Below are 23737 nucleotides of genomic sequence, written 5' to 3'. Positions count from 1 at the left end.
CCCTGCATCGCCGCTCTTGCAGCTTGTGATTTCAGTATAGCGGGGGAACCTGCGGCCGAGAGGCCGCGAGACACCGAACGGTCGTGCGGATTTTCCCTTACAGGGTTTGGACGGGATTGCGCAGCATGGAAAGGTCGGCTTCGTCGAGCCACCGCCATGCGCCCGGCGCGAGATCGGCCGGCAGCGTGAACCCGCCGATGCTTTCGCGGTGCAGCAATTCGACGCGGTTGCTCGCCGCCGCGACCATCCGCTTGACCTGGTGGTACTTGCCTTCGAGCACCGTCAGCGCGAGCGTGTGCGGGGCGCGGGCGTCGGCGGCGACGGCCGCGATCGGCTTCGGCTCGCCATGCAGCTGCACGCCGGTGCGCAGCGCGTGCAGTTGCGCATCGTCGAGCGGGTGGCGCACGGTCGCGACGTACGTCTTCGGCACCTTGCGCTTCGGCGACGTGTACGCGTGCACGAACTGGCCGTCGTCGGACAGCAGCAACAGGCCGGTCGTGTCCTGGTCGAGCCGGCCGACGCACTGCACGCCGCGCGCGACGAGCGGCGCGGGCAACAGGCTGAACACGCTCGCATGGTGCTGCGGATCGCGCGAGCATTCGTAGCCGGCCGGCTTGTTGAGCGCGAGATACGCGCGTGCGTGGAACGGCCAGGCCGTATCGTCGACCGTGAACACGAGGCCGTCGGTATCGAAGGGGGCGTCCGGGTAGGGCGCGACGGCGCCCGCGACGGCGACGCGGCCCGCTTCGATCAGGCCGCGGCACTGGCGGCGCGAGCCGAAGCCCTGGGTGTAGAGAATGCTTTCGAGATCCATAGCGCGCGCATTCTATCAAGCGCCGGCGCAGGGACGGCATGAACGCGCCTGCGCTGGTAAGCTGCCGGAACTGCGCCGCGCGCGGCGCCCGTTCATTGTTCACGGACAGTCCATGCGTTTCGATTCATTCCCGTTCGGCCGCCATGCGGCCGCCGTCATCGTCGCCGCGACCGTTTCGTCGGCCGCGTTCGCGCACGCGCATCTCGCGAAGAGCGACCCGGCGGCGGGCGCCGCGCTGGCCACCGCACCGGCCGCCGTCACGATCGACTTCACCGAGCCGCTGGAGCCCGCATTCAGCTCGATCGTCGTCGTCGACGGCGATGGCAAGACGGTGTCGAACGACCGCGCGCGCATCGACGCGTCGAACCGCAAGCGGATGACGGTGCCGCTCGCGGCGCTCGGCACGGGCGCGTACGCGGTGAAGTGGGTGGCCGTCGCGACCGACGGGCATCGCACGCAGGGCGCGTACGGCTTCAGCGTGAAGTGACGCAACGGCGGCGGCCGGCCCGTGCCGGGGTTGCCGCTCGCCTTCATCCGACAGGGAGGGCCCCGCATGAATCCGACGACGCTCGACGCACTCGCCGATTTTCCCCGTCAGCTCGAAGCGCATTTCGCGGCCGTGCCCGACGGCTATGCGCGCTGGACACCCGACGACTGGGCCGGCATGCCGAGCGAGCATTTCTCGCCGCTCGGGCAGCTCTGCCACGTGCGCGACATCGAGATCGACGGCTATCACGTGCGGCTGCGTCGCATGCTCGACGAAGATCACCCGCTGCTCGTGTCGATCGATGGCGACGCGCTCGCGATCGAACGGCGCTACGACGACGCGTATGGGTCCGACGTGCTCGCGGCGATTCGCGACGCGCGGCGCGAGACGTTGGCGCTGCTGTCGCGCGTCACGCCCGAACAGTTCGAGCGTACCGGCGAGTTCGACGGCTACGGTTCGCTGACCGTGCGCGGGCTCGTCCACTACCTGTGCAGCCACGACCAGCAGCATCTGGCCGGCATGCAGTGGCTGCTCGGCAAGATCGACGCGGCGCTGTACGCGCGCTGAGCCGGCCGGCGGCCGCGCCGCAATCGGTCGCAGAATCCGGCGCCGCCGTCGGTGCGGCAGATCACCTTGCGCAGCTTCGATTGGATCGGTTTTCTGGATAATCCATCCAGCGTCTACCGGCTGATCGGCGGGGCGCGTATGCCTACACTCCTAGCTTCGTTCAACGAAAAAAGGAGTCAACCGTGGCAACTCATACGCTCGCAGACAAGGTCGTCCTGATCGCAGGCGGCGCAAAGAATCTCGGCGGCCTGATCGCCCGGGACCTGGCGGGCCACGGCGCGAAGGCGGTGGCGATTCACTACAACAGCGCGGCGTCGCAGGCGCAGGCCGAGGAGACGGCCGCCGCGGTGCGCGCGGCCGGTGCGCAAGCCGCCACGTTCCAGGCGGACCTGACGACGGCCGCCGCGGTCGAGAAGCTGTTCGACGACGCGAAGCAGCGCTTCGGCAAGATCGACATCGCGATCAACACGGTCGGCAAGGTGCTGAAGAAGCCGTTCACGGAGATCAGCGAGGCCGAGTACGACGAGATGTTCGCGGTCAACAGCAAGTCGGCGTTCTTCTTCATCAAGGAAGCCGGGCGGCATCTCGAGGATCACGGCAAGCTCGTCACGCTCGTGACGTCGCTGCTCGGCGCGTTCACGCCGTTCTACGCGGCGTACGAAGGGTCGAAGGCGCCAGTCGAGCATTTCACGCGCGCGGCGTCGAAGGAGTACGGCGCACGCGGGATCTCGGTGACGGCCGTCGGGCCGGGCCCGATGGACACGCCGTTCTTCTATCCGGCCGAAGGCGCCGATGCGGTCGCGTATCACAAGACGGCCGCCGCGCTGTCGCCGTTCAGCAAGACGGGGCTCACCGACATCGAGGACGTCGTGCCGTTCATCCGCCATCTCGTGACCGACGGCTGGTGGATCACGGGCCAGACGATCCTGATCAACGGCGGCTACACGACCAAGTAACCGGGCCGCTTGCGGCCGCGCGGCGCCCCGCACTGGCGCGTTTGCGTGGACAATGGACGGGCGCGCAGCCACGAGGCCGCGCGCCCGTTTTCTCTTGTCGCCGAAGCCGGCCGCGCTGCGTGGCGGCCGGCGCCGACCGTCGTTCGAACCCGGGTTTCCCGCCGATGGACAAGCTGGATCAGGTCAGGATCTTTCTGCAGGTGGCCGAGATGGGCAGCTTCATCAAGGCCGCGCATGCGCTCGACGTGCCGCGCGCGACCGTGTCGGCGGCCGTCCAGCAGCTCGAGACGGCGCTCGGCACGCGGCTGCTGCATCGCACGACGCGCCAGGTTCAACTGACCGCCGACGGCGCGCTGCTGCTCGAACGCGGCCGGCGGCTGCTCGCGGAGGCCGACGAACTCGACCGCCTGTTCCGGCGCCGCGACCGCGACGTGGTCGGGCGGCTGAACGTCGACGTGCCGAGCCGGATCGCGCGCCGCGTCGTGGCGCCCGCGCTGCCGTCGCTGTTTCGCCGCCACCCGAAGCTGCAACTGTCGCTGGGCTCCACCGACCGCGCGATCGACCTCGTGCAGGAAGGCGTCGATTGCGCGATCCGCGTCGGGCGGCTCGCGGACAGCAGCCTCGTCGTGCGGCCGCTCGGGCAGTTCACGCTGATCAACTGCGCGAGCCCCGACTACCTGCGCGAATGCGGTGTGCCCGAGCATCCGGATGCGCTCGCGCACGGGCACTGGGCGATCGGCTATGCGTCGCCGACGACGGGGCGCGAACTCGGCTGGGAATATTGCGCGGACGGGCAGCGGCACATGCTGACGCTGCCGAGCCGCGTGATCGTCAACAACGCCGAAACCTACATCGCCAGCTGCGTCGCGGGAATGGGGCTGATCCAGATTCCGCGCTTCGACGTCGAGCATTTGCTGGCAAGCGGCGCACTCGTCGACGTGATGCCCGGCCACCGCGCCGCGCCGATGGACGTGTCGGCCGTGTATCCGCACCGCCGGCATCGCTCGAGGCGGCTCAACGCGTTCATCGAGTGGTTCGGCGCGTTGATGGCGGACGCATTGAACGACGCGGACGCGAGCGGCAGCGGCGACTGAAAGCGGCATCGTGCCGGTATCCGCGGCCGTCCGCCGATCACCGACTCGTGACGCCGCTCGATCGGCGCCGGCGCGAGACGGCGGCCCGTGCGGCGAGCGCGCCGCGCGTGCTCAGTCGGCGAACTGCCGCGTGCGCCCGGTGGCCCGCACCGCGTCGATCAGTGCGGCGCCGACGCCGGCGCGTTTCGACGCGAATGCGTAAAAGCGGGCGGCCGGCAGCGCCGGCAGGCCGTCGTGCGGCCCGCACGCGCGCAGGCCGTCGCGCAACTGGCTGCGCGCGAGCGCCGTGACCGCGAAGCCGGCGAGCGCGGCCGACATGCAGCCCGCCATGCTCGCGCTTTCGAACAGCACGCGAAACGGCCGCAGCGCCGCCGCGAGCGCGGACACCGCGGCTTCCCGATACACGCACGGTTCCGGAAACAGCGCGAGCGGCACGCGTTCCTCGGCGTCGAGCACCGTATCGGCCGCGAAGGCCCACACGAGCGGCTCCTCCCACAGCAGTTCGCCCGGCGTGTCGACCTGTCGGCACTGCTTGCCGAACACGACGTCGAGCCGGCCCAGCGATTGCTCCCGCAGCAGCGACGCGGTGATACCGACCTTCAGTTCGATCGACGTGCGCGGATGGCTGTCGCGGAACGTGCGCAGCACCTGCGGCAGCCACGTGCCCGCGAAATCCTCCGACGCGCCGATCCGCAGCGGCCCGTGCGCCGGCGCGCCGCGCAGCCGGGCGCGCACCTCGCGCTCCATGTCGACGATGTTGCGCGCGTACGCGTACAGCGTGTCGCCGGCCGGCGTCAGCGCGATCCGGCGGGTCGTGCGCGCCAGCAGCACGGTGCCGGCCGTCTGTTCGAGCCGCTTAATGTGGCCGCTGACGGCGGACGGCGTCAGCGCGAGGCGTTCCGCGGCCGGCGCGAACCCGCGGCTGTCGACGACTTCGAGAAAGGTGCGCAGCAGCGCGATGTCGAGCGCGGTCGACGCGGGATCGGTCGGCGGTTCCATGGATCGATTCAACGCGATATTCGAAGAGTGAATCATGATACTCCGCGAATCGTGATGAAAGGCCGACCTACCATCGTATGTTCAAGCCGACTGTATGGAGTACACGATGACGACCTATACGCATGCGACGACCGCGTCGCTCGACGTTGCCTATCTCGAATGGAACCCGCGCGGCGAGCGCGTGGCCGTGCTGCTGCACGGCTGGCCGGACAGCCCGGTCGGCTGGGCGGCGGTGGCCGCGGCGCTGGCCGCACGCGGCTACCGCGTGCTCGCGCCCGCGTTGCGCGGCTTCGCGCCGACGCGCTTTCGCGACGCATCGGTGCCGCGCAGCGGCCAGCTCGCGGCGCTCGGGCGCGACCTGCTCGAATTCGTCGACGTGCTCGGTATCGAGCGGCCCGTGCTGGTCGGGCACGACTGGGGCGCCCGCGCGGCCGCGAACGCGTGCGGGTTGCACGACGGTGTCGCGTCACAGCTCGTGATGCTGTCGGTCGGGTACGGCACCAACGATCCCGCCCAGCCGCTGTCGCTGCAGCAGGCGCGCAACTACTGGTATCACTGGTTCATGGCGACGCCGCGCGGCGAGCAGGCGCTGCGCGACGACCGCCGCGCGTTCGCGCGCCTGATGTGGGATACGTGGTCGCCGCCGGGCTGGTATCGCGACAGCGATTTCGACGCGGCGGCCGTTGCGTTCGACGGGCCCGACTGGATCGACGTCGTGCTGCATTCGTACCGGCAGCGCTGGGGCTTCGCGCCGGGCGTGCCGGCCTATGCCGACGACGACGCGCGGCTGAACCCGGCGCCCGTGCTGGCGGTGCCGACGCTCGTGCTGCATGGCGGCGCGGACACCTGCAACCATCCCGACAGCTCGGCCGGGCGGGAGCGGTTCTTCGCCGGGCGCTACGAGCGGCAGGTGCTCGACGGAATCGGGCACTTCCCGCAGCGCGAATCCGCGGCGGCGGTCGCGGACGCGATTCTCCGGTTCTGCGAGCGGGATTGACGCGCGCCGGCCGGCCCGGCGCGCGAAGGATCAGCCGTCGATGCGCGGCGCGAGCAGGTCGCCGAGGCCGATGTTCCTGAACATCTCGCGGCGGATGCGATCGCCGACGCGGAACACTTCCTCGGCGCCGTCCTGCGACGGGTCGACGAACACGCGGTACGGGCGCTTGCCGGCCGGCGCCGCGACGAGTTCGGCAATCGCCGTGGCGACGGCGCCCGCGTCGGCGTCCGCCGGTTCGAGCGCGGCGAGGCCCTTCAACGCCTGCTCGGCGACGCCCGCATACGGCCCGCTGTCGTAAGCGGCCTGCACGGCGGTATCGGCCGGCTTGCCCGCATGGAGGAAGTGATTCGTGCCCCGCGTGAACGCGCCCGGCACGACGATCGACGTTTCGATGCCCCAGCGCGCGAGTTCGGCCGCGTAGGACACCGCGAGCGAGTCCATCGCGGCTTTCGCGGCGAAGTAGGGCGCGAGGAACGGCGGCGTGCCGCCGCGCGCCGACGAGGACGACACCCACACGAGCAGGCCGCGGCCCTGGCGGCGCAGGTGCGGCAGCGCCGCGCGGTTCACGCGCTGGGTCGACACGACGTTGACGTCGTAGAGCTGCGCAAGCTGCTCGGGCGTGAACGCTTCGGCCGGCCCGAACACCATGTGGCCGGCGTTGTGGACGACGACGTCCAGACGGCCGTTGTCGGCGATCACGCGATCGATGGCGGCGCCGACCGATGCGTCGTCGCCGACGTCGAGTTCGACGCTGCGCAGGTCGACGCCGTGTTGTTGCGCATAGGCGGCGATGGCGGCGACGCGCGGCGCATTGCGCCCGGTGCTCTCGCGCATCGATGCGTAGACCGTGTGACCGGCGCGGGCGAGCGCCTGGGCCGTCAGCAAGCCGAAGCCGCTGGACGCGCCGGTGACGAGGACGACTTGGTTCATGAGCATTCTCCTGGCGGAAAGATGAGGCGGCGGCGAGCGGTCCGTCAGCACATGCCGCCGTTGGCGCGCAGGATCTGGCCGTTGATCCACGCGCCGTCCGGGCCGGCGAGGAACGCGACGACGCGCGCGATGTCGTCGGGCTGGCCGAGCCGCTCGAGCGGATTCAGCTTCGCGAGCCGATCGATGAGTTCGGGGCTCTTGCCCTGCAGGAACAACTCGGTCGCGACCGGTCCCGGCGCGACGGCGTTCACGCGGACGCCGCGTCCGCGCATTTCCTGCGCGAGCACCTGCGTGAGGCTTTCGACCGCCGCCTTGCTGGCGACGTACACGCCGTAAGTCGGCATGCGCATGCCGATCACGCTGGTCGACAGGTTGATGATGCGTCCGCCGTCGCGCACCTGCCTGGCTGCTTCGCGGCAGACGTTGAACGTGCCTTTCACGTTGATCGCGAACGTTTCGTCGAACAGCGCGTCGTCGCAGTCGGCGATGGTCGACAGCTTCATCACGCCCGCGGAATTGACCACCACATCCAGACCGCCGAATGCGTCGCGGGTGGCGTCGAACAGCGCGGCCACGGCCGCTGGATCGGCGACGTTCGCCTGCACCGCGACCGCATGGCCGCCGTCGGCGACGATCGCGTCGACCACTTCGCGGGCCGGGCCGGCGCTGCCGGCATAGTTGACGACGACCCGGAAGCCGTCCCGGGCGAGCTGGCGTGCGATTTCCGCGCCGATGCCGCGCGACGAACCCGTGACAAGGGCGACCTGTTCCGATGTGCTCATGTCCTGCTCCTGATGAAGGTTGAATGCCGTTCGATCCGGCGACAGGACTTACTGTAGGCTTCCTCGATCAATAAAAATAATGAATAATCATCAGTCAATGAATGACTGAAAGTATGTCTCATGGGTTTCGACAGCAGATTGCTCAGCGGTATCGGCGTGCTCTCGGCGGTGATCGAGGCCGGTACCTTCGCGCGGGCGGGCGAGGCGATGGGGCTGACTCAACCGGCGGTGAGCCGCGCCGTCGCCCGGTTGGAAGAGCGGGTCGGCATCCGGATCTTCAACCGGACGGCGCGCGCGATCACGTTGACCGACGAAGGGCGACGCTTTTACGAGGCGGTCGCGCCGCTGCTGGCCGGCATCGAGGAGGCGGCGCTCGACGCCGGCCAGTCGAAGGCGCGCGTGAGGGGGCGGCTGCGGGTCAACGTGGACGGCACGTTCGGCCACTACGTGCTGGCGCCGCGGATGGCGGAATTTCTCGACCGCTTTCCCGACCTGTCGGTCGAAATCAGCGTGCGGGACCGGATGGGCGACCTCGTCGCCGACGGCTTTGACGTGGCCGTGCGCTTCGGCATCCCGGAGCCGTCGTCATATCGCGCGCGGCTGCTGCTCGAGACGCGCGTGCTGACCTGCGCGTCGGCGGCCTACGTCGCGCGTCATGGCGAACCGCGGCACCCTCGGGATCTCGCGGACGCTCACCGGTGCGTGCTGATCCGCGATCCGGTGACGGGGCGGCCGTACGGATGGGAGTTTCATCGCGGCAAGGAAGTCGTGCCGGTCGACGCCGCCGGCAGGCTGACGGTCAACGATACGGGCGGACTGCTCGGCGCGTGCCTGGGCGGTGTCGGCATTGCGCAATTGCTCGAGCTCTATGCGCGGGACGTGCTGGCCGACGGGCGGTTGGTGCAGTTGTTGCCCGAGTGGGCGGACGAGACGTTCCCGCTTTATGCGTATCACCACGCGTCGAATCTCGTTTCGGCGAAGGTGAGGGTGTTTCTGGATTTCGTCCGCGAGTTGATGGCCTGAGCGTACCGGGCGGCAGGCCGCCGTCGATCACTGGGTGCGGTGCGGAACGCGCGCCATAAACAAAAAACCCGCGAAGCGGCGAGCTTGCGCGGGTTTCGACAAAGGCAGCGCATGACGCTGCGAAAGACTGGTGCCCAGGGCCGGAATCGAACCGGCACGCCTTGCGGCGGGGGATTTTGAGTCCCCTGCGTCTACCAATTTCACCACCTGGGCTTGATCCTGGCCGCGCATACGGTGGTGCGCGGCGAAACGCGGATTATGGCGGAAAACGGAGCACCGGGCAAGCAGCCCGGTGCCCGGCATGCAAGTCACTGGCTCAGATAGACGAACCGGCCCTGTTTCACGATCCCCATCACGCTCGCGCGCTGGTCGAGCCCCACGTGATCCTTGTCGCTCGTATTGACGACGCCGTTCGGCACGACCAGCTCGTGCGCGCGTTCGAGTTCGCGCCGCAGCGCCGTGCGGAAGGCCGGCGTGCCGGGCTGCGCAGTCTTCAGCGCGCGGCCGACCGCATCGGCGAGGCGCGGATACACGCCCGCCGCATCGCCCGCGAACTGCGTGACCGTGCCGGCGCCGTACTTGGTCTCGTACGCATCGACGAACGCGAGCGCGGCCTGACGGGCCGGGTGGTCGGCCGGCAACGTGCGCGCGACGACGACCGGCTGAGTCGGGAACAGCGTCCCGTCGACGTCCTTGCCGCCGAGCTTGATGAATTCCGGCGTCGCGATCCCGTGCGTCTGGTAGATCGCGCCCTTGTAGCCGCGCTCGATCAGCGTGCGCTGCGGCAGCACGGTCGGCGTGCCCGCGCCGGCGATCAGGATCGCGTCGGGCTTCGCCGCGATCAGCTTCAGCGCCTGACCCGTGACGCTCGCGTCGGTGCGGTTGAAGCGCTCGGTCGCGATCACGCGGATCTTGCGCAGGTCCGCGAAGCGCGTGAATTCGTTGAGCCAGCTGTCGCCATAGCTGTCCGCGAAGCCGATGAAACCGACCGTCTTCACGCCGTGGTTGGCCATGTAGCGCGTCATCACGTCGGCCATCGCGCGGTCGCTTTGCGCCATCTTGAACGCCCAGGTTCGCGCGCCTTCCTGCGGCTCGACGATCGAGCCCGAGCCGACCAGCGTGATCATCGGCGTCTGCGCGGCGGCCACCGCGTCGAGCGCCGCGAGCGCGGCCGGCGTGATGTTCGGGCCGACCACGACGTCGACGTGATCCTCGTCGACCAGCTTGCGGATGTTGCGCACCGCGGCGCCCGGATCGGACGCGTCGTCGAGCACCGTGACCTGCACGGGCTGCCCGGCGATCGTCTTCGGCCACATCAGGATCGCGTTCTTGCTCGTGATGCCGATCGCGGCGGCCGGGCCGGTCGACGACAGGTCGACGCCGACCTTCAGGTCGGCATGCGCGGCCGCGCAGGCCAGTACGAGGGCGGCGCCGGCGGCGCGGCGCAACAGGGTGGGACGTCGCAACAGGGTGGGACGTCGCAGCAGGGCGGGAAGCATCATGCGGGAATCTCCATCTCCGTCGGGCAACGAAAAGGGGCGCAATGTGCGCCCCTGCGTTCATACCTGTCCGTCAAAGCTCGTACGATTCGGCTTCGCCCTTGAGCGCCTGTTCGATCAGCTTGCGGTTCAGCGTCGGCGACAGCAGTTCGACGAGCGTATACACATAGCTGCGCAGGTAGGCGCCCTGCTTGAGCGCGACGCGCGTCACGTTGCTGCCGAACAGGTGGCCGACCGGGATCAGCCGCAGGCCGCGATCGCGCTCGGGATTGAACGCGATGTCGGCCATGATGCCGACGCCGAGGCCGAGTTCGACATAGGTCTTGATCACGTCGGCGTCGATCGCCTCGAGCACGATGTCCGGCGACAGCCCGCGCAGCGCGAACGCATGATTGATCTTCTTGCGGCCCGCGAACGCGTCGTCGTACGTGATCAGCGGGTATTGGGCGAGATCGTCCAGCGTGACCGGCTTGCGCTCGAGCAGCGGATGGTCGGCCGGCACGACGGCCGCGTGATGCCACTGGAAGCACGGCAGCGACACGAGCTCCTTGTAGTCGGAGATCGCCTCGGTCGCGATCGCGAGATCGGCCTGGTCGTGGATCACCATCTCGGCCACTTGCGTCGGGCTGCCTTGCAGGATCGACAGGTGCACCTTCGGGAAGCGCTTCTTGAACTCGGCGATCGCGGCCGGCAGCGAGTAGCGGGCCTGCGTGTGGGTCGCCGCGATGGTCAGGTTGCCCTGGTCCTGCGCCGCATAATCTTTTCCGACCCTTTTCAGGCTTTCCACTTCCTGGAGAATCCGCTCGACCGACGCGAGGATGATCCGGCCCGGCTCGGTGAGGGAGCGCACACGCTTGCCGTGCCGCGTGAAGATCTCGACGCCCAGCTCGTCCTCGAGCTCGATGATCGCCTTCGACACCCCCGGTTGCGACGTGTAGAGCGCCTTGGCGGCCTCGGTGAGGTTGAAATTCTGCCGGACGGCCTCGCGCACGAAGCGAAATTGGTGCAGGTTCATTTATAACCCTTCCGCATATCAACAGAATTTTTTAGTCGTTTGAAATATAAGGCGAGTTTATTACGATTCACCGGAGTTTTTCAAATATGGATATCTGTTTTCGTCATTAGCAATCCAGCCGGCCTCGGTTGGCGGCGATGACGACGGAACGGAGATTCGGGCGCGACGTGGCTAGGACGTCGCGCGGTCACCACGAAAACCCTGGGGTCCCCGAATGTATCAGTACGACCAATACGACCAGACGATCGTCGACGAGCGAGTCGCGCAGTACCGCGACCAGGTGCGCCGCCGGCTGTCGGGCGAGTTGAGCGAAGACGAATTCCGTCCGCTGCGTCTGCAGAACGGCCTGTACATGCAGCGCCACGCGTACATGCACCGCATCGCGATTCCGTACGGCAACCTGCGCAGCGACCAGCTCCGGATGCTGGCCCGCATCGCCCGCGAACACGACCGCGGCTACGGTCACTTCTCGACGCGCTCGAACATCCAGTTCAACTGGATCGAGCTCGAAGACACGCCCGAGATCCTCGCGAAGCTCGCGTCGGTGCAGATGCACGGGATCCAGACGTCGGGCAACTGCATCCGCAACATCACGGCCGACCAGTTCGCCGGCGTCGCGCAGGACGAAGAGATCGATCCGCGCCCGTGGGCCGAGGTCCTGCGCCAGTGGTCGACGTTCCATCCCGAATTCGCGTGGCTGCCGCGCAAGTTCAAGATCGCGGTGTCGGGCTCGAAGCACGACCGCGCGGCCGTGCAGATCCACGACCTCGGCGTGTACCTGAAGAAGAACGCGCAGGGCGAGGTGGTCGCGAGCATCCTCGCGGGCGGCGGCCTCGGCCGCACGCCGATCATCGGTGCGGTGATCAAGGAAGACCTGCCGTGGCAGCACCTGCTCACGTACTGCGAAGCCGTGCTGCGCGTGTACAACCGCTACGGCCGCCGCGACAACCTGTACAAGGCGCGGATCAAGATCCTCGTGAAGGCGCTGTCGCCGGCGAAGTTCGCGCAGCAGGTCGAGGAAGAGTGGCAGCACCTGAAGGACGGCCCGTCGACGCTCACGCAGGCCGAAATCGACCGCGTGTCGCAATACTTCAAGCCGCCCGTCTACGAAAAGCTGCCCGACACCGACGCATCGTTCGAACAGCATCTGCTCGAGAACAAGGCGTTCGCGCGCTGGGTCGAGCGTAACGTCGCGCCGCACAAGGTGCCGGGCTATGCGGCCGTCACGCTGTCGCTGAAGGATCACCGCGTGGCCCCGGGCGACGCGACCGACGCGCAGATGGACTTGGTGGCCGACTGGGCCGACGCGTACTCGCTGGGCGAGCTGCGCGTGTCGCACGAGCAGAACCTGATTCTCGCGAACGTGAAGAAGCGCGACCTGTTCGCGCTGTGGGAAAAGGCGAAGGCGGCCGGTTTCGCGACGCCGAACGTGGGCCTGTTGACCGACATCATCGCGTGCCCGGGCGGCGACTTCTGCTCGCTCGCGAATGCGAAGTCGATCCCGATCGCGCTGGCGATCCAGCAGCGTTTCGACGATCTCGACTACGTGTACGACCTCGGCGAACTGTCGCTGAACATTTCCGGTTGCATGAACTCGTGCGGTCACCACCACGTCGGCAACATCGGCATCCTCGGCGTCGACAAGGACGGCGCCGAGTGGTACCAGGTGTCGCTCGGCGGTGAGCAGGGCACGGGCCGCAACGGCGCGCGCCTCGGCCGCGTGATCGGGCCGTCGTTCTCGGCGGAAGAAGTGCCCGACGTGATCGCGAAGCTGATCGATACGTTCGTCGAGGCACGCATCGACGGCGAGCGCTTCGTCGACACGTACGACCGCATCGGCATCGCACCGTTCAAGGAGCGCGTGTATGCGGCGCGCCAGGCAGTGAACGCGTAACCAACCGGGTAGAGGGAATTTGCAGATGGCTTCGATTATCAAGAACCGCGCAGTGATCGACGACGCATGGCAGGTCGTGCGCGCGGCGGAAGACGGTGCGCTGCCCGCGGTCGACGCCTTGCCGGCCGGCAAGGTGCTCGTGCCGTTCGCGTGGTGGCAGGCCGAGCGCGCGGCGCTCGTCGCCGCGAAGACGAAGGACGAGCTCGGCGTGTGGCTCGCGCCGGACAGCGAGCCGGCCGATCTCGTGGCCGACTTCGGCGCGATTTCGCTGATCGCCGTGGATTTCCCGCGCTTCGCGGACGGCCGCGGCTACAGCATCGCGCGCCTGTTGCGCGAGCGCCATGGCTGGACCGGCGAGTTGCGCGCGATCGGCGACGTGCTGCGCGACCAGCTGCTGTACATGTCGCGTTGCGGCTTCGACGCATTCGCGGTGCGTGCCGACAAGGACATCCACGACGCGCTGAATGCGTTCACGGAATTCACGCAGCGTTACCAGGGCGCGTTCGACGAGCCGGCGCCGCTGTTCCGCCGCCGCGAGGCGGCGGTCGACACGAAGGTGAGCGCATGAGCACCGTCACCGCGCTGACGCCGGAGCTTGCCGCGAAGGTCGAGCGCCTCGACGCGCTGCTCGCGCAGATCGGCGAGCGTCACGACAAGGTGAAATTCGCGAGCAGCCTCGCCGCGGAAGACATGCTGCTCACGCACGCGATCCTGTCGAAGGGCGTGTCGATCGGCATATTCTCGCTGAACACGGGCCGCCTGCACGCGGAAACGCTCGGCATGATCGACCGCGTGCGCGAGCGCTACGGTTACGAGATCGAGCAGTTCCACCCGCGGCAGGACGCGGTCGACCAGTATGTGGCCGAGCACGGCCTGAACGCGTTCTACGAGAGCGTCGAGCTGCGCAAGTCGTGCTGCCACATCCGCAAGGTCGAGCCGCTGAACCGCGCGCTGGCCGACGTCGGCGCGTGGGTCACGGGCCAGCGCCGCGAGCAGTCGGTCACGCGTGCGGAGCTGCACGAGGAAGAACAGGACGAAGCGCGCGGGATCGCGAAGTACAACCCGCTCGCCGACTGGACGGAAGCCGACGTGTGGACGTACCTCAAGGCGTTCGACGTGCCGGTCAACCCGCTGCATGCGCGCGGCTACCCGAGCATCGGCTGCGAGCCGTGCACGCGCGCGATCCGTCCGGGCGAGGACAGCCGCGCGGGCCGCTGGTGGTGGGAGTCGCGCGACACGAAGGAATGCGGGCTGCACATCACGACGATCACGCCGATTCCCGCGAACGCCGAAGCCGGCGCCGCGCACTGAAGACCGACAAGAAACTGAATATTGCGCCGCCTGCGACAGCGGGCGGCACGAACCCAGAAGAGAAGGACTGAAATCATGAGCACGACGCTCGAGCAATCCGCCTTTGCCCCGCCCACCGGCGACAGCAGCCGCATGGGCCACCTCGACTGGCTCGAAGCCGAGTCGATCCACATCCTGCGCGAACTCGTTGCCGAATGCAGCAAGCCGGCGCTGCTGTTCTCGGGCGGCAAGGATTCGGTCGTCGTGCTGCATCTGGCGCTGAAGGCCTTCGGCCTCGGCGCGAACCGCAAGACGTCGCTGCCGTTCCCGCTCGTGCACATCGACACGGGCCACAACTACGAGGAAGTGATCGACTTCCGCGATCGCCGTGCGCAAGAGCTCGGCGCCGAGCTGGTGGTCGGCCACGTCGAGGATTCGATCAAGCGCGGCACGGTCGTGCTGCGCCGCGAAACCGATTCGCGCAATGCCGCGCAGGCCGTCACGCTGCTGGAAACGATCGAGCAGCATGGTTACACGGCGCTGATCGGCGGCGCGCGCCGCGACGAAGAGAAGGCACGTGCGAAGGAACGCATCTTCTCGTTCCGCGACGAATTCGGCCAGTGGGACCCGAAGGCGCAGCGCCCGGAACTGTGGAGCCTGTACAACGCCCGCCTGCACAAGGGCGAGCACCTGCGCGTGTTCCCGATCTCGAACTGGACCGAGCTCGACGTGTGGCAGTACATCGCGCGCGAGAACCTCGAACTGCCGTCGATCTACTACGCGCACCAGCGCGAGATCGTGCGCCGCAACGGGCTGCTCGTGCCGGTCACGCCGCTCACGCCGATGCGTGACGGCGAGACGAGCGAGCTCGCGCAGGTGCGCTTCCGCACGGTCGGCGACATCAGCTGCACGTGCCCGGTCGAGAGCGACGCGGACGACGTCGAGAAGATCATCGCCGAGACGGCGGTGACCGAGATCACCGAGCGCGGCGCGACCCGGATGGACGACCAGGCATCCGAAGCCGCGATGGAACAGCGCAAGAAGCAAGGTTATTTCTGAAGCACACGAGGACATTCACATCATGAGCATCATCGAGAACACCGAAGACCTCGGCGTGTTGCGTTTCATCACCGCAGGCAGCGTCGACGACGGCAAGAGCACGCTGATCGGCCGCCTGCTGTACGACAGCAAGGCCGTGCTGTCCGACCAGCTGTCCGCGCTGTCGCGCGCGAAGAACAAGCGCACGGTCGGCGACGAGCTCGATCTCGCGCTGCTGACGGACGGCCTCGAAGCCGAGCGCGAGCAGGGCATCACGATCGACGTCGCGTACCGCTACTTCGCGACCGCGAAGCGCAAGTTCATCATCGCCGACACGCCGGGCCACGAGCAGTACACGCGCAACATGGTGACGGGCGCGTCGACCGCGCACGCGGCGATCGTGCTGATCGACGCGACGCGCATCACGGTCGAGAACGGCGTCGTGCAACTGCTGCCGCAGACCAAGCGCCACAGCGCGATCGTCAAGCTGCTCGGCCTGCAGCACGTGATCGTCGCGATCAACAAGATGGACCTCGTCGACTATAGCGAAGCACGCTTCAACGAGATCCGCGACGCGTACGTCGCGCTCGCGAAGCAGCTCGGCCTGACCGACGTGCGCTTCGTGCCGGTGTCGGCGCTGAAGGGCGACAACATCGTCGGCGCGAGCGAGCGCATGCCGTGGTACGCGGGCGAGCCGCTGCTCGACGTGCTCGAGTCGCTGCCGGTCGAGACGCAGGCGCATGACGCGCTGCGCTTCCCGGTGCAGTGGGTCGCGCGCCAGGACGGCAGCTCGGCCGACGATTTCCGCGGCTACATGGGCCGGATCGAGTCGGGCGAAGTGAAGGTCGGCGACGCGATCGTCGTGCTGCCGTCGAACCGCACCGCGACCGTTGCCGAGATCGTCGCGCCGGTGCCGGGCGGCACCGCGTCGGTCGCGCACGCGTTCGCGGGCCAGACGGTGACGATCCGTCTCGAAGAGGACGTCGACGTGTCGCGCGGCGACATGTTCGTCACGACGGCCGAGCCGGTCGAGCCGGCCAAGAAGCTCGAGGCCGACCTGTGCTGGTTCGACGACGCGCCGCTGTCGCAGCAGCGCAAGTACCTGCTGAAGCAGACCACCAGCACGGTGTTCGCGAAGATCGGCGCGGTCAAGCAGGTGCTCGACGTGCATACGCTGTCGCACGCGACCGACCGTCAGGAACTGAAGATGAACGACATCGGCCGCGTGGCGCTGACGCTGCAGAAGCCGATCGTCTGCGACACCTACGATGCGCACCCCGGTACGGGCGCGTTCGTGCTGATCGACGAGGCGACGCATCACACGGTCGCCGCGGGCATGATCCGCGCGTTCTCGGCGTAATCGTCAATCTGCGCGGCGGCGAACCGGCCGCCGCGGCAGGACCCTAGCGAAGCGACAAACATGGGCAAGGTATATCTGATCGGAGCAGGGCCGGGCGCCGCGGATCTCATCACGGTGCGCGGCATGCGGTTGCTCGCGCAGGCCGACGTCGTGCTGCACGACGCGCTCGTCGAGCCGGCGATGCTCGACTATGCGCCGAGCGCGCGCAAGATCGCGGTCGGCAAGCGCTGCGGGCAGCGTTCGACCGCGCAGCATTTCATCAACAAGCAGATCGTCGATGCGGCGCGCGAGCATGCATGCGTCGTGCGGCTGAAGGGTGGTGATCCGATGCTGTTCGGCCGAGCCGAAGAGGAAATGCGGGCGCTCGAAGCGGCCGGCATCGACTACGAGGTCGTGCCGGGCATCACCGCAGCGCTGGCCGGCGCGGCGACGCTGAAGCGTTCGCTGACGTTGCGCGGCGTGTCGCGCAGCGTCGCGTTCGCGACGCACAGCCGCGCACCGGGCAGCGACGCGATCCGCGAAGCCGCACGCGCCGATTCGATCGTCTACTACATGGGCCGCGACAGCGCGCCCGGCATCGCGCAGGAGCTGATCGACGCCGGCCGTGCGCCGGCGACGCCGGTGGCGATCGTCGAGGCCTGCAGCACCGCGCGCGAACGCACGCTGACGCTCACGCTCGCGCAGATGGCGGCCGGCGACGCGCAGGCGTGGCTCGATCCCGCGGAGCCGAGCCTGCTGATGATCGGCGATGCGTTCGCCGAACGCGCCCGGCACGCGCAGGCGGGCAATCCAATCCGCAATGCCGCCTGAGCGCGGCTCGAACGCAGTCCCAAACGAAAAAAGCGCTGGCAGATGCCGGCGCTTTTTCGTTGGGTACGACGAATGCGCCGGCTGCTACGCGTCGTCGCCGACTTGCTCGATGCAATAGCGCGCGACCGCGTCGAGCACGCCGTCGTCTTCACCGACCGCCGTCGCGCAGCGGATCTCGACGCCCGGATGCGCGGCGCGGCATGCGTCGACGAGCTGCGGCAGGTCGCGGCGGACATGGCCGCCCTGGCCGAAGAATACGGGCACCACGGTGATGCGCGTGCAGCCGGCCGCGACTTGCGCGGCCACGGCGTCACCGAGCGACGGCGTCATCAGTTCGAGGAACGCGAGCGACACCTGCGCGGCCGGGGAGGCGCTGCGCAGCCGCGCGGCGAGCCGCTCGAACGGCTCGGCCCAGCGCGGGTCGCGGGCGCCGTGGCCGAACAGGACGATACCGTGCGAATGCATGTCGAAGCCTCCGTCGCGACGCGGCGCTCAGTGCCGGTCGACCCATTTGAGCGCGAACAGGCCGAGCGCGAGATAGATGAGGCCCGGCGTCGCGGCGGTGAGCGGCGCGGGCCACGTGTTCAGCGTGCCGATGTGCGAGAACAGCGTGTTGAGCAGCTGGAAGCTCATGCCGAGCATGATGCCGCCGAACACCTTCACGCCGACCACGCCGGCCCGCGTGTGCAGATACGCGAACGGCAGCGACAGCACGAGCATCACGAACACCGCGAACGGATACAGCAGCTTGCGCCACAGCGCGATGTCGTAGCGCTGCGTGTCCTGCTGGTTCTCGCGCAAGTGCTGGATGTAGCGGAACAGGTTGATGATCGACATCCGCTCCGGCGACACGAGCAGCACCGACAGGATCTGCGGCGTCAGGTCGGACCGCAGCCGGTATTCGGGCAGCGACACCTGCTGCGACCGGTACACGGGGTTCAGCGCATCGGCCGGCTGGCCGCTGATCGGCTTGATCGGCGTCAGCTCCGTTTCGGTGACGCCCGTCAGCAGCCAGTGGCCGGGCGGCTCGTAGCGGCCGGTCTGCGCGATCCGCACGTTCTGCAGCTGGAATTTCGAGTCGAATTCGTAGATGCGCACGTTGCTGATCGTCGAGTCGGGCGACAGGCTGCCGACGTTGACGAAGCGCGTGACCTGCTCGCCGTTCTCGCGGGCCGCGAGCGTGTCCTTCACCCACACGCCCGACTGGAAGTTCGACGACACCGATGCGCCGAGCGCCTGCAGCCGCACGCGTTCGGACAACTGATCGGCGTACGGGCCGACGAATTCGCCGATCAGGTAGGTGAGGATCACGAGCGGCACGCCGATCTTCAGCAGCGAGCGCAGCGCCTGGTTGGTCGCGAGGCCCGACACGCGGAAGATCGTGAATTCCGAGTTCGCGGCCATCTGCGCGAACACGTAGATCGCGCTGATCAGCGCGGCGACCGGGATGATCTCGTAGAAGCGCGACGGCGTCTGCAGCGCGACGCGCAGCACCGCGTAGCCGAACTTGTAGTTGCCGTGCCCGACCGAATTCAGTTCGCTGATCAGGTCGAAGAAGAAGAACAGACCGGAGAACGCGAACAGGATGAAGATGAACGTGACGTAGATCTGCCGCGCGAAGTACTTTTCATAGAGCCGCATCGATCATGCTCCCGAGCGGCCGAACAGCGCGCGTGTCAACAACGGACGATTGCGCACGCGCAACCAGAAAATGAACGCGACGATCGCCGCGACGAGCACGTGCAGCCCGACCAGACCGACGCCGAACGACATCTTGCCCTGCTCGATCTGCGCCTGCACGACGTTCAGCAGGTTCGAGTACGTGAGGTAGATCAGCACGGCCATCACGAGGTTGATCGTGCGGCTGCGGCGCGGGTTCTGGTACGAGAGCGGGATGCCGAGCACCATCAGGTTGATCGCGATCAGCGGCAGCCCCGCGCGCCACGCGAATTCCGCGAGGTTGTCGCGCGTCGGGTTGCGCAGCAGGTCGGGCGTGGGCGTGCTGTTGGTGGTCTGCACGTTGACGACCGGCTTGCTCGTGATCTTCACGCCGTAGCGCTCGAACTCCATGATCTTGAAGTTCGGCTGGCCGGGCGTGCCGTCGTAGCGGCGGCCGTCCTCGAGGACGACGAAGCGATCGCCGTCCTTCGAGGTTTCCGTATGGCCGGTTTGCGACACGACCACGTTGAGCTTGCCGTTTTCCGTCGACGTGACGAAGACGTTCTGCACCTTGCTCTGGTCGGGCGACATCTTCTCGATGAAGAACACGCGATGGTTCGCGGCCGATTCGCGGAACTGGCCGGGCGCGAGCAGCGAGATTTCGTCGCGCTGCTGGAAGCGCGCCTTGATCAGCTTGCTCTGCTGGTTCGACCACGGCCAGCCGACGAACGCGAAGAACGTGATCAGCAGGATGATCGGCGCGGCGAACACGCCGATCGGCTTGATGAGGCGCGTGAGGCTCACGCCCGACGCGAGCCACACGACCATTTCGGAGTCCCGGTACCACCGGGTCAGCACGAACAGGATCGACACGAACAGCGTGACGACCAGCATCACGGCGAGATAGCCGATCACGGTCAGGCCGATCAGCACGAGCACGTCCCGCGGATCGATTTCGCCGGACGCGGCGTAGCCGACGATGCGAATCATCATCGTCGTGAGCATGATCGTGAGCAGCACCATGAACACGGCGCCAGCCGTATACGCAAGCTCGCGCTGGAGGGAGCGTTCGAAGATCATTCTTGATGAGAAGAGGGCGGGAGGCTGCGCACGCGTGGTGGGGCGCTCGCGCCGCCACGGGAAAAATAGCGGATAATTGCGGCTTTCATCCTTAGCCCAGATTTTATCCGAGGACAAGCGCGATGGACTTTAGCATAAAAGGCTGTGATTGGAGCAAAGGCGAAGCCAAGGGGTTCCTGACCGGGAAGTCCGACTGCATCGTGCTCGGCATCTTCGAGGCGCAGACGCTGTCGGGCGCGGCGCTCGACATCGACACGGCCACCAAGGGGCTGATCTCGCGCGTGGTGAAGGCCGGCGACATGGACGGCAAGCGCGGCAAGACGCTGTTCCTGCACGAAGTATCGGGCATCGGCGCGTCGCGCGTGCTGCTCGTCGGGCTCGGCAAGCAGGATGCTTTCAATCAGAAAGCCTATAACGATGCGGTGACGGCCGCGTGGCGCGCGCTGCTGGCGACCAAGGTCGTCCAGGTCACGTTCTCGCTCGCGCAACTGCCGGTCGACGAGCGCAGCTCCGACTGGGGCGTGCGCGCCGCGATCCTCGCGCTGCGCAACGAGACGTACCGCTTCACGCAGATGAAGAGCAAGCCGGAACCGGCGTCGCACACGCTCAAGCGCGTCGTGTTCAGCGTCGATCCGGCCGACGAAAAGGCCGCGAAGGTCGCGATCAAGCAGGCCGTCGCGCTCGCGAACGGGATGGATCTGACCCGCGACCTCGGCAACCTGCCGGGCAACGTCTGCACGCCGACCTACCTGGGCAACACCGCGAAGCAGATCGCGAAGGATTGGGGCCTGAAGGCCGAAGTGCTCGGGCTCAAGCAGATCCAGGCGCTGAAGATGGGGTCGTTCCTGTCGGTCGCGCGCGCATCGGTCGAGCCGCCGCAGTTCATCGTGCTGCACTACCAGGGCGGCGCCGCGAAGGCCGCGCCGGTCGTGCTGGTCGGCAAGGGCATCACGTTCGATACGGGCGGCATCTCGCTGAAGCCGGGCGAAGGCATGGACGAGATGAAGTACGACATGTGCGGCGCGGGCTCGGTGCTCGGCACGATCCGCGCGGTCGCCGAGATGGGCCTGAAGATCAACGTCGTCGCGATCGTGCCGACCTGCGAGAACATGCCGGGCGGCAACGCGACGAAGCCGGGCGACATCGTCACCAGCATGAAGGGGCTGACGATCGAGGTGCTGAACACCGACGCCGAAGGCCGCCTGATCCTGTGCGACGCACTCACGTATGCCGAGCGCTTCAAGCCGGCGGCCGTGATCGACGTCGCGACGCTGACGGGCGCGTGCGTGATCGCGCTGGGCGGCCACAACAGCGGGCTGTTCTCGACCAACGACGCGCTCGCGGGCGAACTGCTCGACGCATCGCGCGAGGCGAACGACCCGGCATGGCGCATGCCGCTCGACGACGAATACCAGGATCAGCTTAAGTCGAATTTCGCGGATCTCGCGAACATCGGCGGGCGTCCGGCCGGCGCCGTGACGGCCGCGTGCTTCTTGTCGCGCTTCACCGACAGCTATCCGTGGGCCCACCTCGACATCGCGGGCACCGCATGGAAGGGCGGTGCCGCGAAGGGCGCGACGGGCCGTCCGGTGCCGCTGCTCGCGCAGTTCCTGATCGACCGCGCCGGCCAGTGATGGCGGGGCTGACGACGCTGCGGGTGCGCGGGCAATGACGCGGATCGATTTCCACTCGAACGTCGGCGATTCGCTCGCGTACGCGTGCCGGCTGCTGCGCAAGGCCTATCTGGCCGGGCAGCCGGTCGTCGTGCTCGCCGAGCCCGCGCGCCTGCGCGCGCTCGACGAGCGGCTCTGGACGTTCTCGCCGCTCGATTTCATCCCGCATTGCGGCGTCGACAGCGAGCACGCAGCCGGTACGCCGATCGTGCTGGCCGCCGATCTCGACCGCGCGCCGCATCATCACGTGCTGCTGAACCTCGTCGCGACCGTGCCCGCGCAGTTCGCCCGCTTCGAGCGCCTGCTCGAAGTGGTCGGCAACGCGCCGGACGAGCTGGCCGCGGGCCGCGACCGCTACCGGTTCTACCGCGACCGCGGCTACGCGCTGAACAACTACAAGCAGGGCGGCTAGCCGCAACCGTCGACGGAGTGTTCCCGTGACAGAAGCCGATTCATCCTCGATCCCGACGCTGACCGACGTGCTGGTGCCCGGCAAGCCGGCGCCGGCGCGTTCGCCCGCGTCTGCCGCACCCGGGCCGCACGAAAGCGCGGCGATTCCGGTGCTCACCGACGTGATCGCACCGGGCGCCGCCGCGGCCGCGCCGGCCGAATCCCGTCAAACCGAAGCCGACCCCGATTCCGTCGTGGTCGAACCCGTGCCGACGCCGCACGTGCCGGCCGTCGAGTTGCCGGGCGACGGGGAGACAGCCGCCGCCGCGGGCGACACCGATGCGCCGGCCGAACCCGGCGCCGCGGAGCACGTGGTCTCCGAGGACGCGGTGGCGATGACGGCGCCGCTGCGCTCGTCGCTGGTCGATGACGACCTGGCGCAGCCCACGTTCGCCGCGATTGCGCAGGAAGTGGCCGGGCACGCGCCCGACGCGGCAATGCCGGAGGCGGTCCTGCCGAGCGCAGCGCCGCAACCGGAAGCACCGGCCGCCGCCGCACTGACGCCGGAAGATGCGCAGCACATCGCCGAACGGCTTCGCCATCGCCTGACGAACTATCTGACCGGGCCGGGGCGCGAGGCCATCGAAGCGCGTTGTCGCGATGCGCTGCACGAGCATTCGGCCTGGCTCGTTGGCCAGGTCACTCGCGAAGTCGCCCTCGCGCTGGAAACCGAGGTGATGGACTGGGTACGCGATGCGGTCGATGAAGAGATCGCCCGCCGTCGTGCCAGTCATTCCGGCTGAACGGCAGGCGTTTGCGGCGGTGAAAAGGGGGCGGTCCAGTAAGGGCCTACGAAGCCGGCGGTGATGCGCCGCCGGTCGGGCGGTACGCGGTTGCCTGCCTGCCACGCCCTGCACGCCGCGTCGGTGTGTCGCGCGGGCGCCCGATTCAGCGAACCGACAGCACCCACTGGGCGAGCGTGCGCGCTTCGGTGCTCGTCAGTTGCGTATTGGCGGGCATCGGCACGCTACCCCATACGCCGACGCTGCCTTTCACGATCGATTGCGCCAGATAATCGGCCGCGTCGCCGCGCGCCGCGTACTTGCCGGCGATGTCGTGGAACGACGGACCCATCAGCGGCTTGCCGATCGCATGGCAGGCCATGCAGTTCTTGCGCTGCGCGAGCGCGAGCCCGTCGGCCTGGTCGGCGCGTGCCGCCGCCGCGCCGCCGGTCAGCAGCGTCGCGAGCAGCACGCGCAATATCGTCTGTTTCATGCGGTTCTCCGCCGGCGGGGACGGCCGGCTTCATGGTCCGCGCATTATAGAAGCAAAGGGGAAGCACGTTTTGCGCGTTCCCCGGCGGCCCGTTTATCGGGGTCG

The 23737-nt window shown here is 68.1% G+C and carries 25 protein-coding genes and 1 tRNA gene; 15 read left to right on the top strand and 11 right to left on the bottom strand.

The genetic code is table 11. From position 1 onward, the window contains the following. Nucleotides 1-97 precede the first annotated feature (97 nt). Entirely contained in the window at nt 98-814 is a 717-nt protein-coding gene (locus HWX55_RS16730) for a 16S rRNA pseudouridine(516) synthase (RefSeq protein ID WP_175976533.1), read from the bottom strand. Between the two features lie 112 nt (nt 815-926). Between HWX55_RS16730 and copC the strand changes: the two genes are divergently transcribed. The 4 genes from copC (at nt 927) to HWX55_RS16710 (ending at nt 3918) form a co-directional block, all read left to right on the top strand. Next, a complete protein-coding gene (gene copC / locus HWX55_RS16725) occupies nt 927-1301 on the top strand; it encodes a copper homeostasis periplasmic binding protein CopC (protein ID WP_175976532.1) in 375 nt (124 codons plus the stop codon). 66 nt (nt 1302-1367) lie between these two features. After that, entirely contained in the window at nt 1368-1868 is a 501-nt protein-coding gene (locus HWX55_RS16720) for a DinB family protein (protein WP_175976531.1), read from the top strand. A 182-nt stretch (nt 1869-2050) separates the two neighbouring features. Next, complete coding sequence (locus HWX55_RS16715; protein ID WP_027785181.1) at nt 2051-2824, top strand: SDR family oxidoreductase; 774 nt, start codon at nt 2051-2053, stop codon at nt 2822-2824. Between the two features lie 164 nt (nt 2825-2988). Next, nucleotides 2989-3918, top strand: a complete 930-nt coding sequence (locus tag HWX55_RS16710) for a LysR family transcriptional regulator (RefSeq protein WP_175976530.1) — start codon at nt 2989-2991, stop codon at nt 3916-3918. 111 nt (nt 3919-4029) lie between these two features. Here HWX55_RS16710 and HWX55_RS16705 read toward each other — a convergent pair whose 3' ends face one another. Next, nucleotides 4030-4917, bottom strand: a complete 888-nt coding sequence (locus tag HWX55_RS16705; protein WP_175976529.1) for a LysR substrate-binding domain-containing protein — start codon at nt 4915-4917, stop codon at nt 4030-4032. Between the two features lie 106 nt (nt 4918-5023). Here HWX55_RS16705 and HWX55_RS16700 point away from each other — a divergent pair, with 106 nt between their 5' ends. Then, complete coding sequence (locus HWX55_RS16700) at nt 5024-5914, top strand: alpha/beta hydrolase (protein WP_175976528.1); 891 nt, start codon at nt 5024-5026, stop codon at nt 5912-5914. A gap of 30 nt (nt 5915-5944) precedes the next feature. Here the strand turns inward: HWX55_RS16700 and HWX55_RS16695 are convergent, their stop codons facing one another. Both HWX55_RS16695 and HWX55_RS16690 read right to left on the bottom strand, forming a co-directional pair. Beyond that, nucleotides 5945-6844, bottom strand: a complete 900-nt coding sequence (locus HWX55_RS16695; protein WP_175976527.1) for an SDR family oxidoreductase — start codon at nt 6842-6844, stop codon at nt 5945-5947. Nucleotides 6845-6888: 44 nt separating this feature from the next. After that, nucleotides 6889-7626 carry an SDR family oxidoreductase gene (locus tag HWX55_RS16690; protein WP_175976526.1) on the bottom strand — a complete coding sequence of 246 codons (738 nt, stop codon included), beginning with the start codon at nt 7624-7626 and terminating at the stop codon, nt 6889-6891. A 120-nt stretch (nt 7627-7746) separates the two neighbouring features. Between HWX55_RS16690 and HWX55_RS16685 the strand changes: the two genes are divergently transcribed. After that, nucleotides 7747-8649, top strand: a complete 903-nt coding sequence (locus HWX55_RS16685) for a LysR family transcriptional regulator (protein ID WP_175976525.1) — start codon at nt 7747-7749, stop codon at nt 8647-8649. Nucleotides 8650-8777: 128 nt separating this feature from the next. Here the strand turns inward: HWX55_RS16685 and HWX55_RS16680 are convergent. The 3 genes from HWX55_RS16680 to HWX55_RS16670 all read right to left on the bottom strand — a co-directional run bounded on the left by HWX55_RS16680 (nt 8778) and on the right by HWX55_RS16670 (nt 11163). Next, nucleotides 8778-8862 (bottom strand) — tRNA-Leu (locus HWX55_RS16680). A 95-nt stretch (nt 8863-8957) separates the two neighbouring features. After that, nucleotides 8958-10115: an ABC transporter substrate-binding protein gene (locus tag HWX55_RS16675; protein ID WP_175976552.1), complete on the bottom strand. Its 1158-nt coding sequence runs from the start codon at nt 10113-10115 to the stop codon at nt 8958-8960. 106 nt (nt 10116-10221) lie between these two features. Continuing rightward, nucleotides 10222-11163, bottom strand: coding sequence for a CysB family HTH-type transcriptional regulator (locus HWX55_RS16670; RefSeq protein WP_006478072.1), 942 nt, complete (start codon nt 11161-11163; stop codon nt 10222-10224). Between the two features lie 214 nt (nt 11164-11377). On the opposite strand from HWX55_RS16670, the gene HWX55_RS16665 reads away from it, so the two are divergent. The 6 genes from HWX55_RS16665 to cobA all read left to right on the top strand — a co-directional run bounded on the left by HWX55_RS16665 (nt 11378) and on the right by cobA (nt 17555). Beyond that, the gene (locus HWX55_RS16665) at nt 11378-13057 is read left to right on the top strand and encodes a nitrite/sulfite reductase (RefSeq protein WP_124593591.1); all 1680 of its coding nucleotides are present in this window, start codon (nt 11378-11380) and stop codon (nt 13055-13057) included. A 25-nt stretch (nt 13058-13082) separates the two neighbouring features. Then, the gene (locus HWX55_RS16660) at nt 13083-13625 is read left to right on the top strand and encodes a DUF934 domain-containing protein (protein ID WP_050012079.1); all 543 of its coding nucleotides are present in this window, start codon (nt 13083-13085) and stop codon (nt 13623-13625) included. Beyond that, complete coding sequence (locus tag HWX55_RS16655; RefSeq protein WP_050012078.1) at nt 13622-14368, top strand: phosphoadenylyl-sulfate reductase; 747 nt, start codon at nt 13622-13624, stop codon at nt 14366-14368. Before HWX55_RS16660 ends, HWX55_RS16655 begins: the two co-directional genes overlap by 4 nt. A gap of 75 nt (nt 14369-14443) precedes the next feature. Next, entirely contained in the window at nt 14444-15406 is a 963-nt protein-coding gene (gene cysD / locus HWX55_RS16650; RefSeq protein WP_124554761.1) for a sulfate adenylyltransferase subunit CysD, read from the top strand. A 22-nt stretch (nt 15407-15428) separates the two neighbouring features. Beyond that, nucleotides 15429-16745, top strand: coding sequence for a sulfate adenylyltransferase subunit 1 (locus tag HWX55_RS16645; RefSeq protein ID WP_175976524.1), 1317 nt, complete (start codon nt 15429-15431; stop codon nt 16743-16745). A gap of 60 nt (nt 16746-16805) precedes the next feature. Then, nucleotides 16806-17555: a uroporphyrinogen-III C-methyltransferase gene (gene cobA / locus HWX55_RS16640; protein ID WP_175976523.1), complete on the top strand. Its 750-nt coding sequence runs from the start codon at nt 16806-16808 to the stop codon at nt 17553-17555. 84 nt (nt 17556-17639) lie between these two features. On the opposite strand, the gene HWX55_RS16635 is transcribed toward cobA, so the two are convergent. From HWX55_RS16635 to lptF, 3 genes are read right to left on the bottom strand one after another with little or no spacing between them, the layout of a single operon-like run. Next, nucleotides 17640-18020 (bottom strand): CbiX/SirB N-terminal domain-containing protein, encoded by a 381-nt coding sequence (locus HWX55_RS16635; protein ID WP_175976522.1) that lies wholly within the window; start codon nt 18018-18020, stop codon nt 17640-17642. A 27-nt stretch (nt 18021-18047) separates the two neighbouring features. Further along, nucleotides 18048-19196: an LPS export ABC transporter permease LptG gene (gene lptG, locus HWX55_RS16630; RefSeq protein ID WP_124651354.1), complete on the bottom strand. Its 1149-nt coding sequence runs from the start codon at nt 19194-19196 to the stop codon at nt 18048-18050. 3 nt (nt 19197-19199) lie between these two features. Continuing rightward, complete coding sequence (lptF, locus tag HWX55_RS16625) at nt 19200-20294, bottom strand: LPS export ABC transporter permease LptF (RefSeq protein ID WP_050012072.1); 1095 nt, start codon at nt 20292-20294, stop codon at nt 19200-19202. 122 nt (nt 20295-20416) lie between these two features. On the opposite strand from lptF, the gene HWX55_RS16620 reads away from it, so the two are divergent. Genes HWX55_RS16620 through HWX55_RS16610 form a run of 3 tightly spaced genes read left to right on the top strand, consistent with a single transcriptional unit; the run spans nt 20417 to nt 23160 of the window. Continuing rightward, the gene (locus tag HWX55_RS16620; RefSeq protein ID WP_050012071.1) at nt 20417-21928 is read left to right on the top strand and encodes a leucyl aminopeptidase; all 1512 of its coding nucleotides are present in this window, start codon (nt 20417-20419) and stop codon (nt 21926-21928) included. A 34-nt stretch (nt 21929-21962) separates the two neighbouring features. Beyond that, the gene (locus tag HWX55_RS16615) at nt 21963-22379 is read left to right on the top strand and encodes a DNA polymerase III subunit chi (RefSeq protein WP_175976521.1); all 417 of its coding nucleotides are present in this window, start codon (nt 21963-21965) and stop codon (nt 22377-22379) included. Between the two features lie 25 nt (nt 22380-22404). Next, nucleotides 22405-23160, top strand: coding sequence for a DUF2486 family protein (locus HWX55_RS16610; protein ID WP_175976520.1), 756 nt, complete (start codon nt 22405-22407; stop codon nt 23158-23160). Between the two features lie 145 nt (nt 23161-23305). On the opposite strand, the gene HWX55_RS16605 is transcribed toward HWX55_RS16610, so the two are convergent. After that, nucleotides 23306-23632 (bottom strand): c-type cytochrome, encoded by a 327-nt coding sequence (locus HWX55_RS16605; protein WP_175976519.1) that lies wholly within the window; start codon nt 23630-23632, stop codon nt 23306-23308. Between the last annotated feature and the right edge of the window lie 105 nt (nt 23633-23737).

Origin of the sequence: Burkholderia sp. BCC1047, from assembly GCF_902833155.1 — a bacterium.
Taxonomy (GTDB): Bacteria; Pseudomonadota; Gammaproteobacteria; order Burkholderiales; family Burkholderiaceae; genus Burkholderia; species Burkholderia sola.
Note: the sequence above shows the minus strand (reverse complement) of the source record. Positions and strands in the feature narration are given on the sequence as shown.

Excerpts from the sequence above, each read along its gene's own strand:
- HWX55_RS16670 (WP_006478072.1), bottom strand. The coding sequence starts at position 11,163 with ATGAACCTGCACCAATTTCGCTTCGTGCGCGAGGCCGTCCGGCAGAAT.
- cobA (WP_175976523.1), top strand. The coding sequence starts at position 16,806 with ATGGGCAAGGTATATCTGATCGGAGCAGGGCCGGGCGCCGCGGATCTC.
- HWX55_RS16695 (WP_175976527.1), bottom strand. The coding sequence starts at position 6,844 with ATGAACCAAGTCGTCCTCGTCACCGGCGCGTCCAGCGGCTTCGGCTTG.
- lptF (WP_050012072.1), bottom strand. The coding sequence starts at position 20,294 with ATGATCTTCGAACGCTCCCTCCAGCGCGAGCTTGCGTATACGGCTGGC.
- HWX55_RS16620 (WP_050012071.1), top strand. The coding sequence starts at position 20,417 with ATGGACTTTAGCATAAAAGGCTGTGATTGGAGCAAAGGCGAAGCCAAG.
- HWX55_RS16635 (WP_175976522.1), bottom strand. The coding sequence starts at position 18,020 with ATGCATTCGCACGGTATCGTCCTGTTCGGCCACGGCGCCCGCGACCCG.
- HWX55_RS16720 (WP_175976531.1), top strand. The coding sequence starts at position 1,368 with ATGAATCCGACGACGCTCGACGCACTCGCCGATTTTCCCCGTCAGCTC.
- HWX55_RS16655 (WP_050012078.1), top strand. The coding sequence starts at position 13,622 with ATGAGCACCGTCACCGCGCTGACGCCGGAGCTTGCCGCGAAGGTCGAG.
- HWX55_RS16700 (WP_175976528.1), top strand. The coding sequence starts at position 5,024 with ATGACGACCTATACGCATGCGACGACCGCGTCGCTCGACGTTGCCTAT.
- cysD (WP_124554761.1), top strand. The coding sequence starts at position 14,444 with ATGAGCACGACGCTCGAGCAATCCGCCTTTGCCCCGCCCACCGGCGAC.
- HWX55_RS16615 (WP_175976521.1), top strand. The coding sequence starts at position 21,963 with ATGACGCGGATCGATTTCCACTCGAACGTCGGCGATTCGCTCGCGTAC.
- HWX55_RS16690 (WP_175976526.1), bottom strand. The coding sequence starts at position 7,626 with ATGAGCACATCGGAACAGGTCGCCCTTGTCACGGGTTCGTCGCGCGGC.
- copC (WP_175976532.1), top strand. The coding sequence starts at position 927 with ATGCGTTTCGATTCATTCCCGTTCGGCCGCCATGCGGCCGCCGTCATC.
- HWX55_RS16705 (WP_175976529.1), bottom strand. The coding sequence starts at position 4,917 with ATGGAACCGCCGACCGATCCCGCGTCGACCGCGCTCGACATCGCGCTG.
- HWX55_RS16665 (WP_124593591.1), top strand. The coding sequence starts at position 11,378 with ATGTATCAGTACGACCAATACGACCAGACGATCGTCGACGAGCGAGTC.
- HWX55_RS16685 (WP_175976525.1), top strand. The coding sequence starts at position 7,747 with ATGGGTTTCGACAGCAGATTGCTCAGCGGTATCGGCGTGCTCTCGGCG.
- HWX55_RS16660 (WP_050012079.1), top strand. The coding sequence starts at position 13,083 with ATGGCTTCGATTATCAAGAACCGCGCAGTGATCGACGACGCATGGCAG.
- lptG (WP_124651354.1), bottom strand. The coding sequence starts at position 19,196 with ATGCGGCTCTATGAAAAGTACTTCGCGCGGCAGATCTACGTCACGTTC.
- HWX55_RS16645 (WP_175976524.1), top strand. The coding sequence starts at position 15,429 with ATGAGCATCATCGAGAACACCGAAGACCTCGGCGTGTTGCGTTTCATC.
- HWX55_RS16710 (WP_175976530.1), top strand. The coding sequence starts at position 2,989 with ATGGACAAGCTGGATCAGGTCAGGATCTTTCTGCAGGTGGCCGAGATG.
- HWX55_RS16730 (WP_175976533.1), bottom strand. The coding sequence starts at position 814 with ATGGATCTCGAAAGCATTCTCTACACCCAGGGCTTCGGCTCGCGCCGC.
- HWX55_RS16605 (WP_175976519.1), bottom strand. The coding sequence starts at position 23,632 with ATGAAACAGACGATATTGCGCGTGCTGCTCGCGACGCTGCTGACCGGC.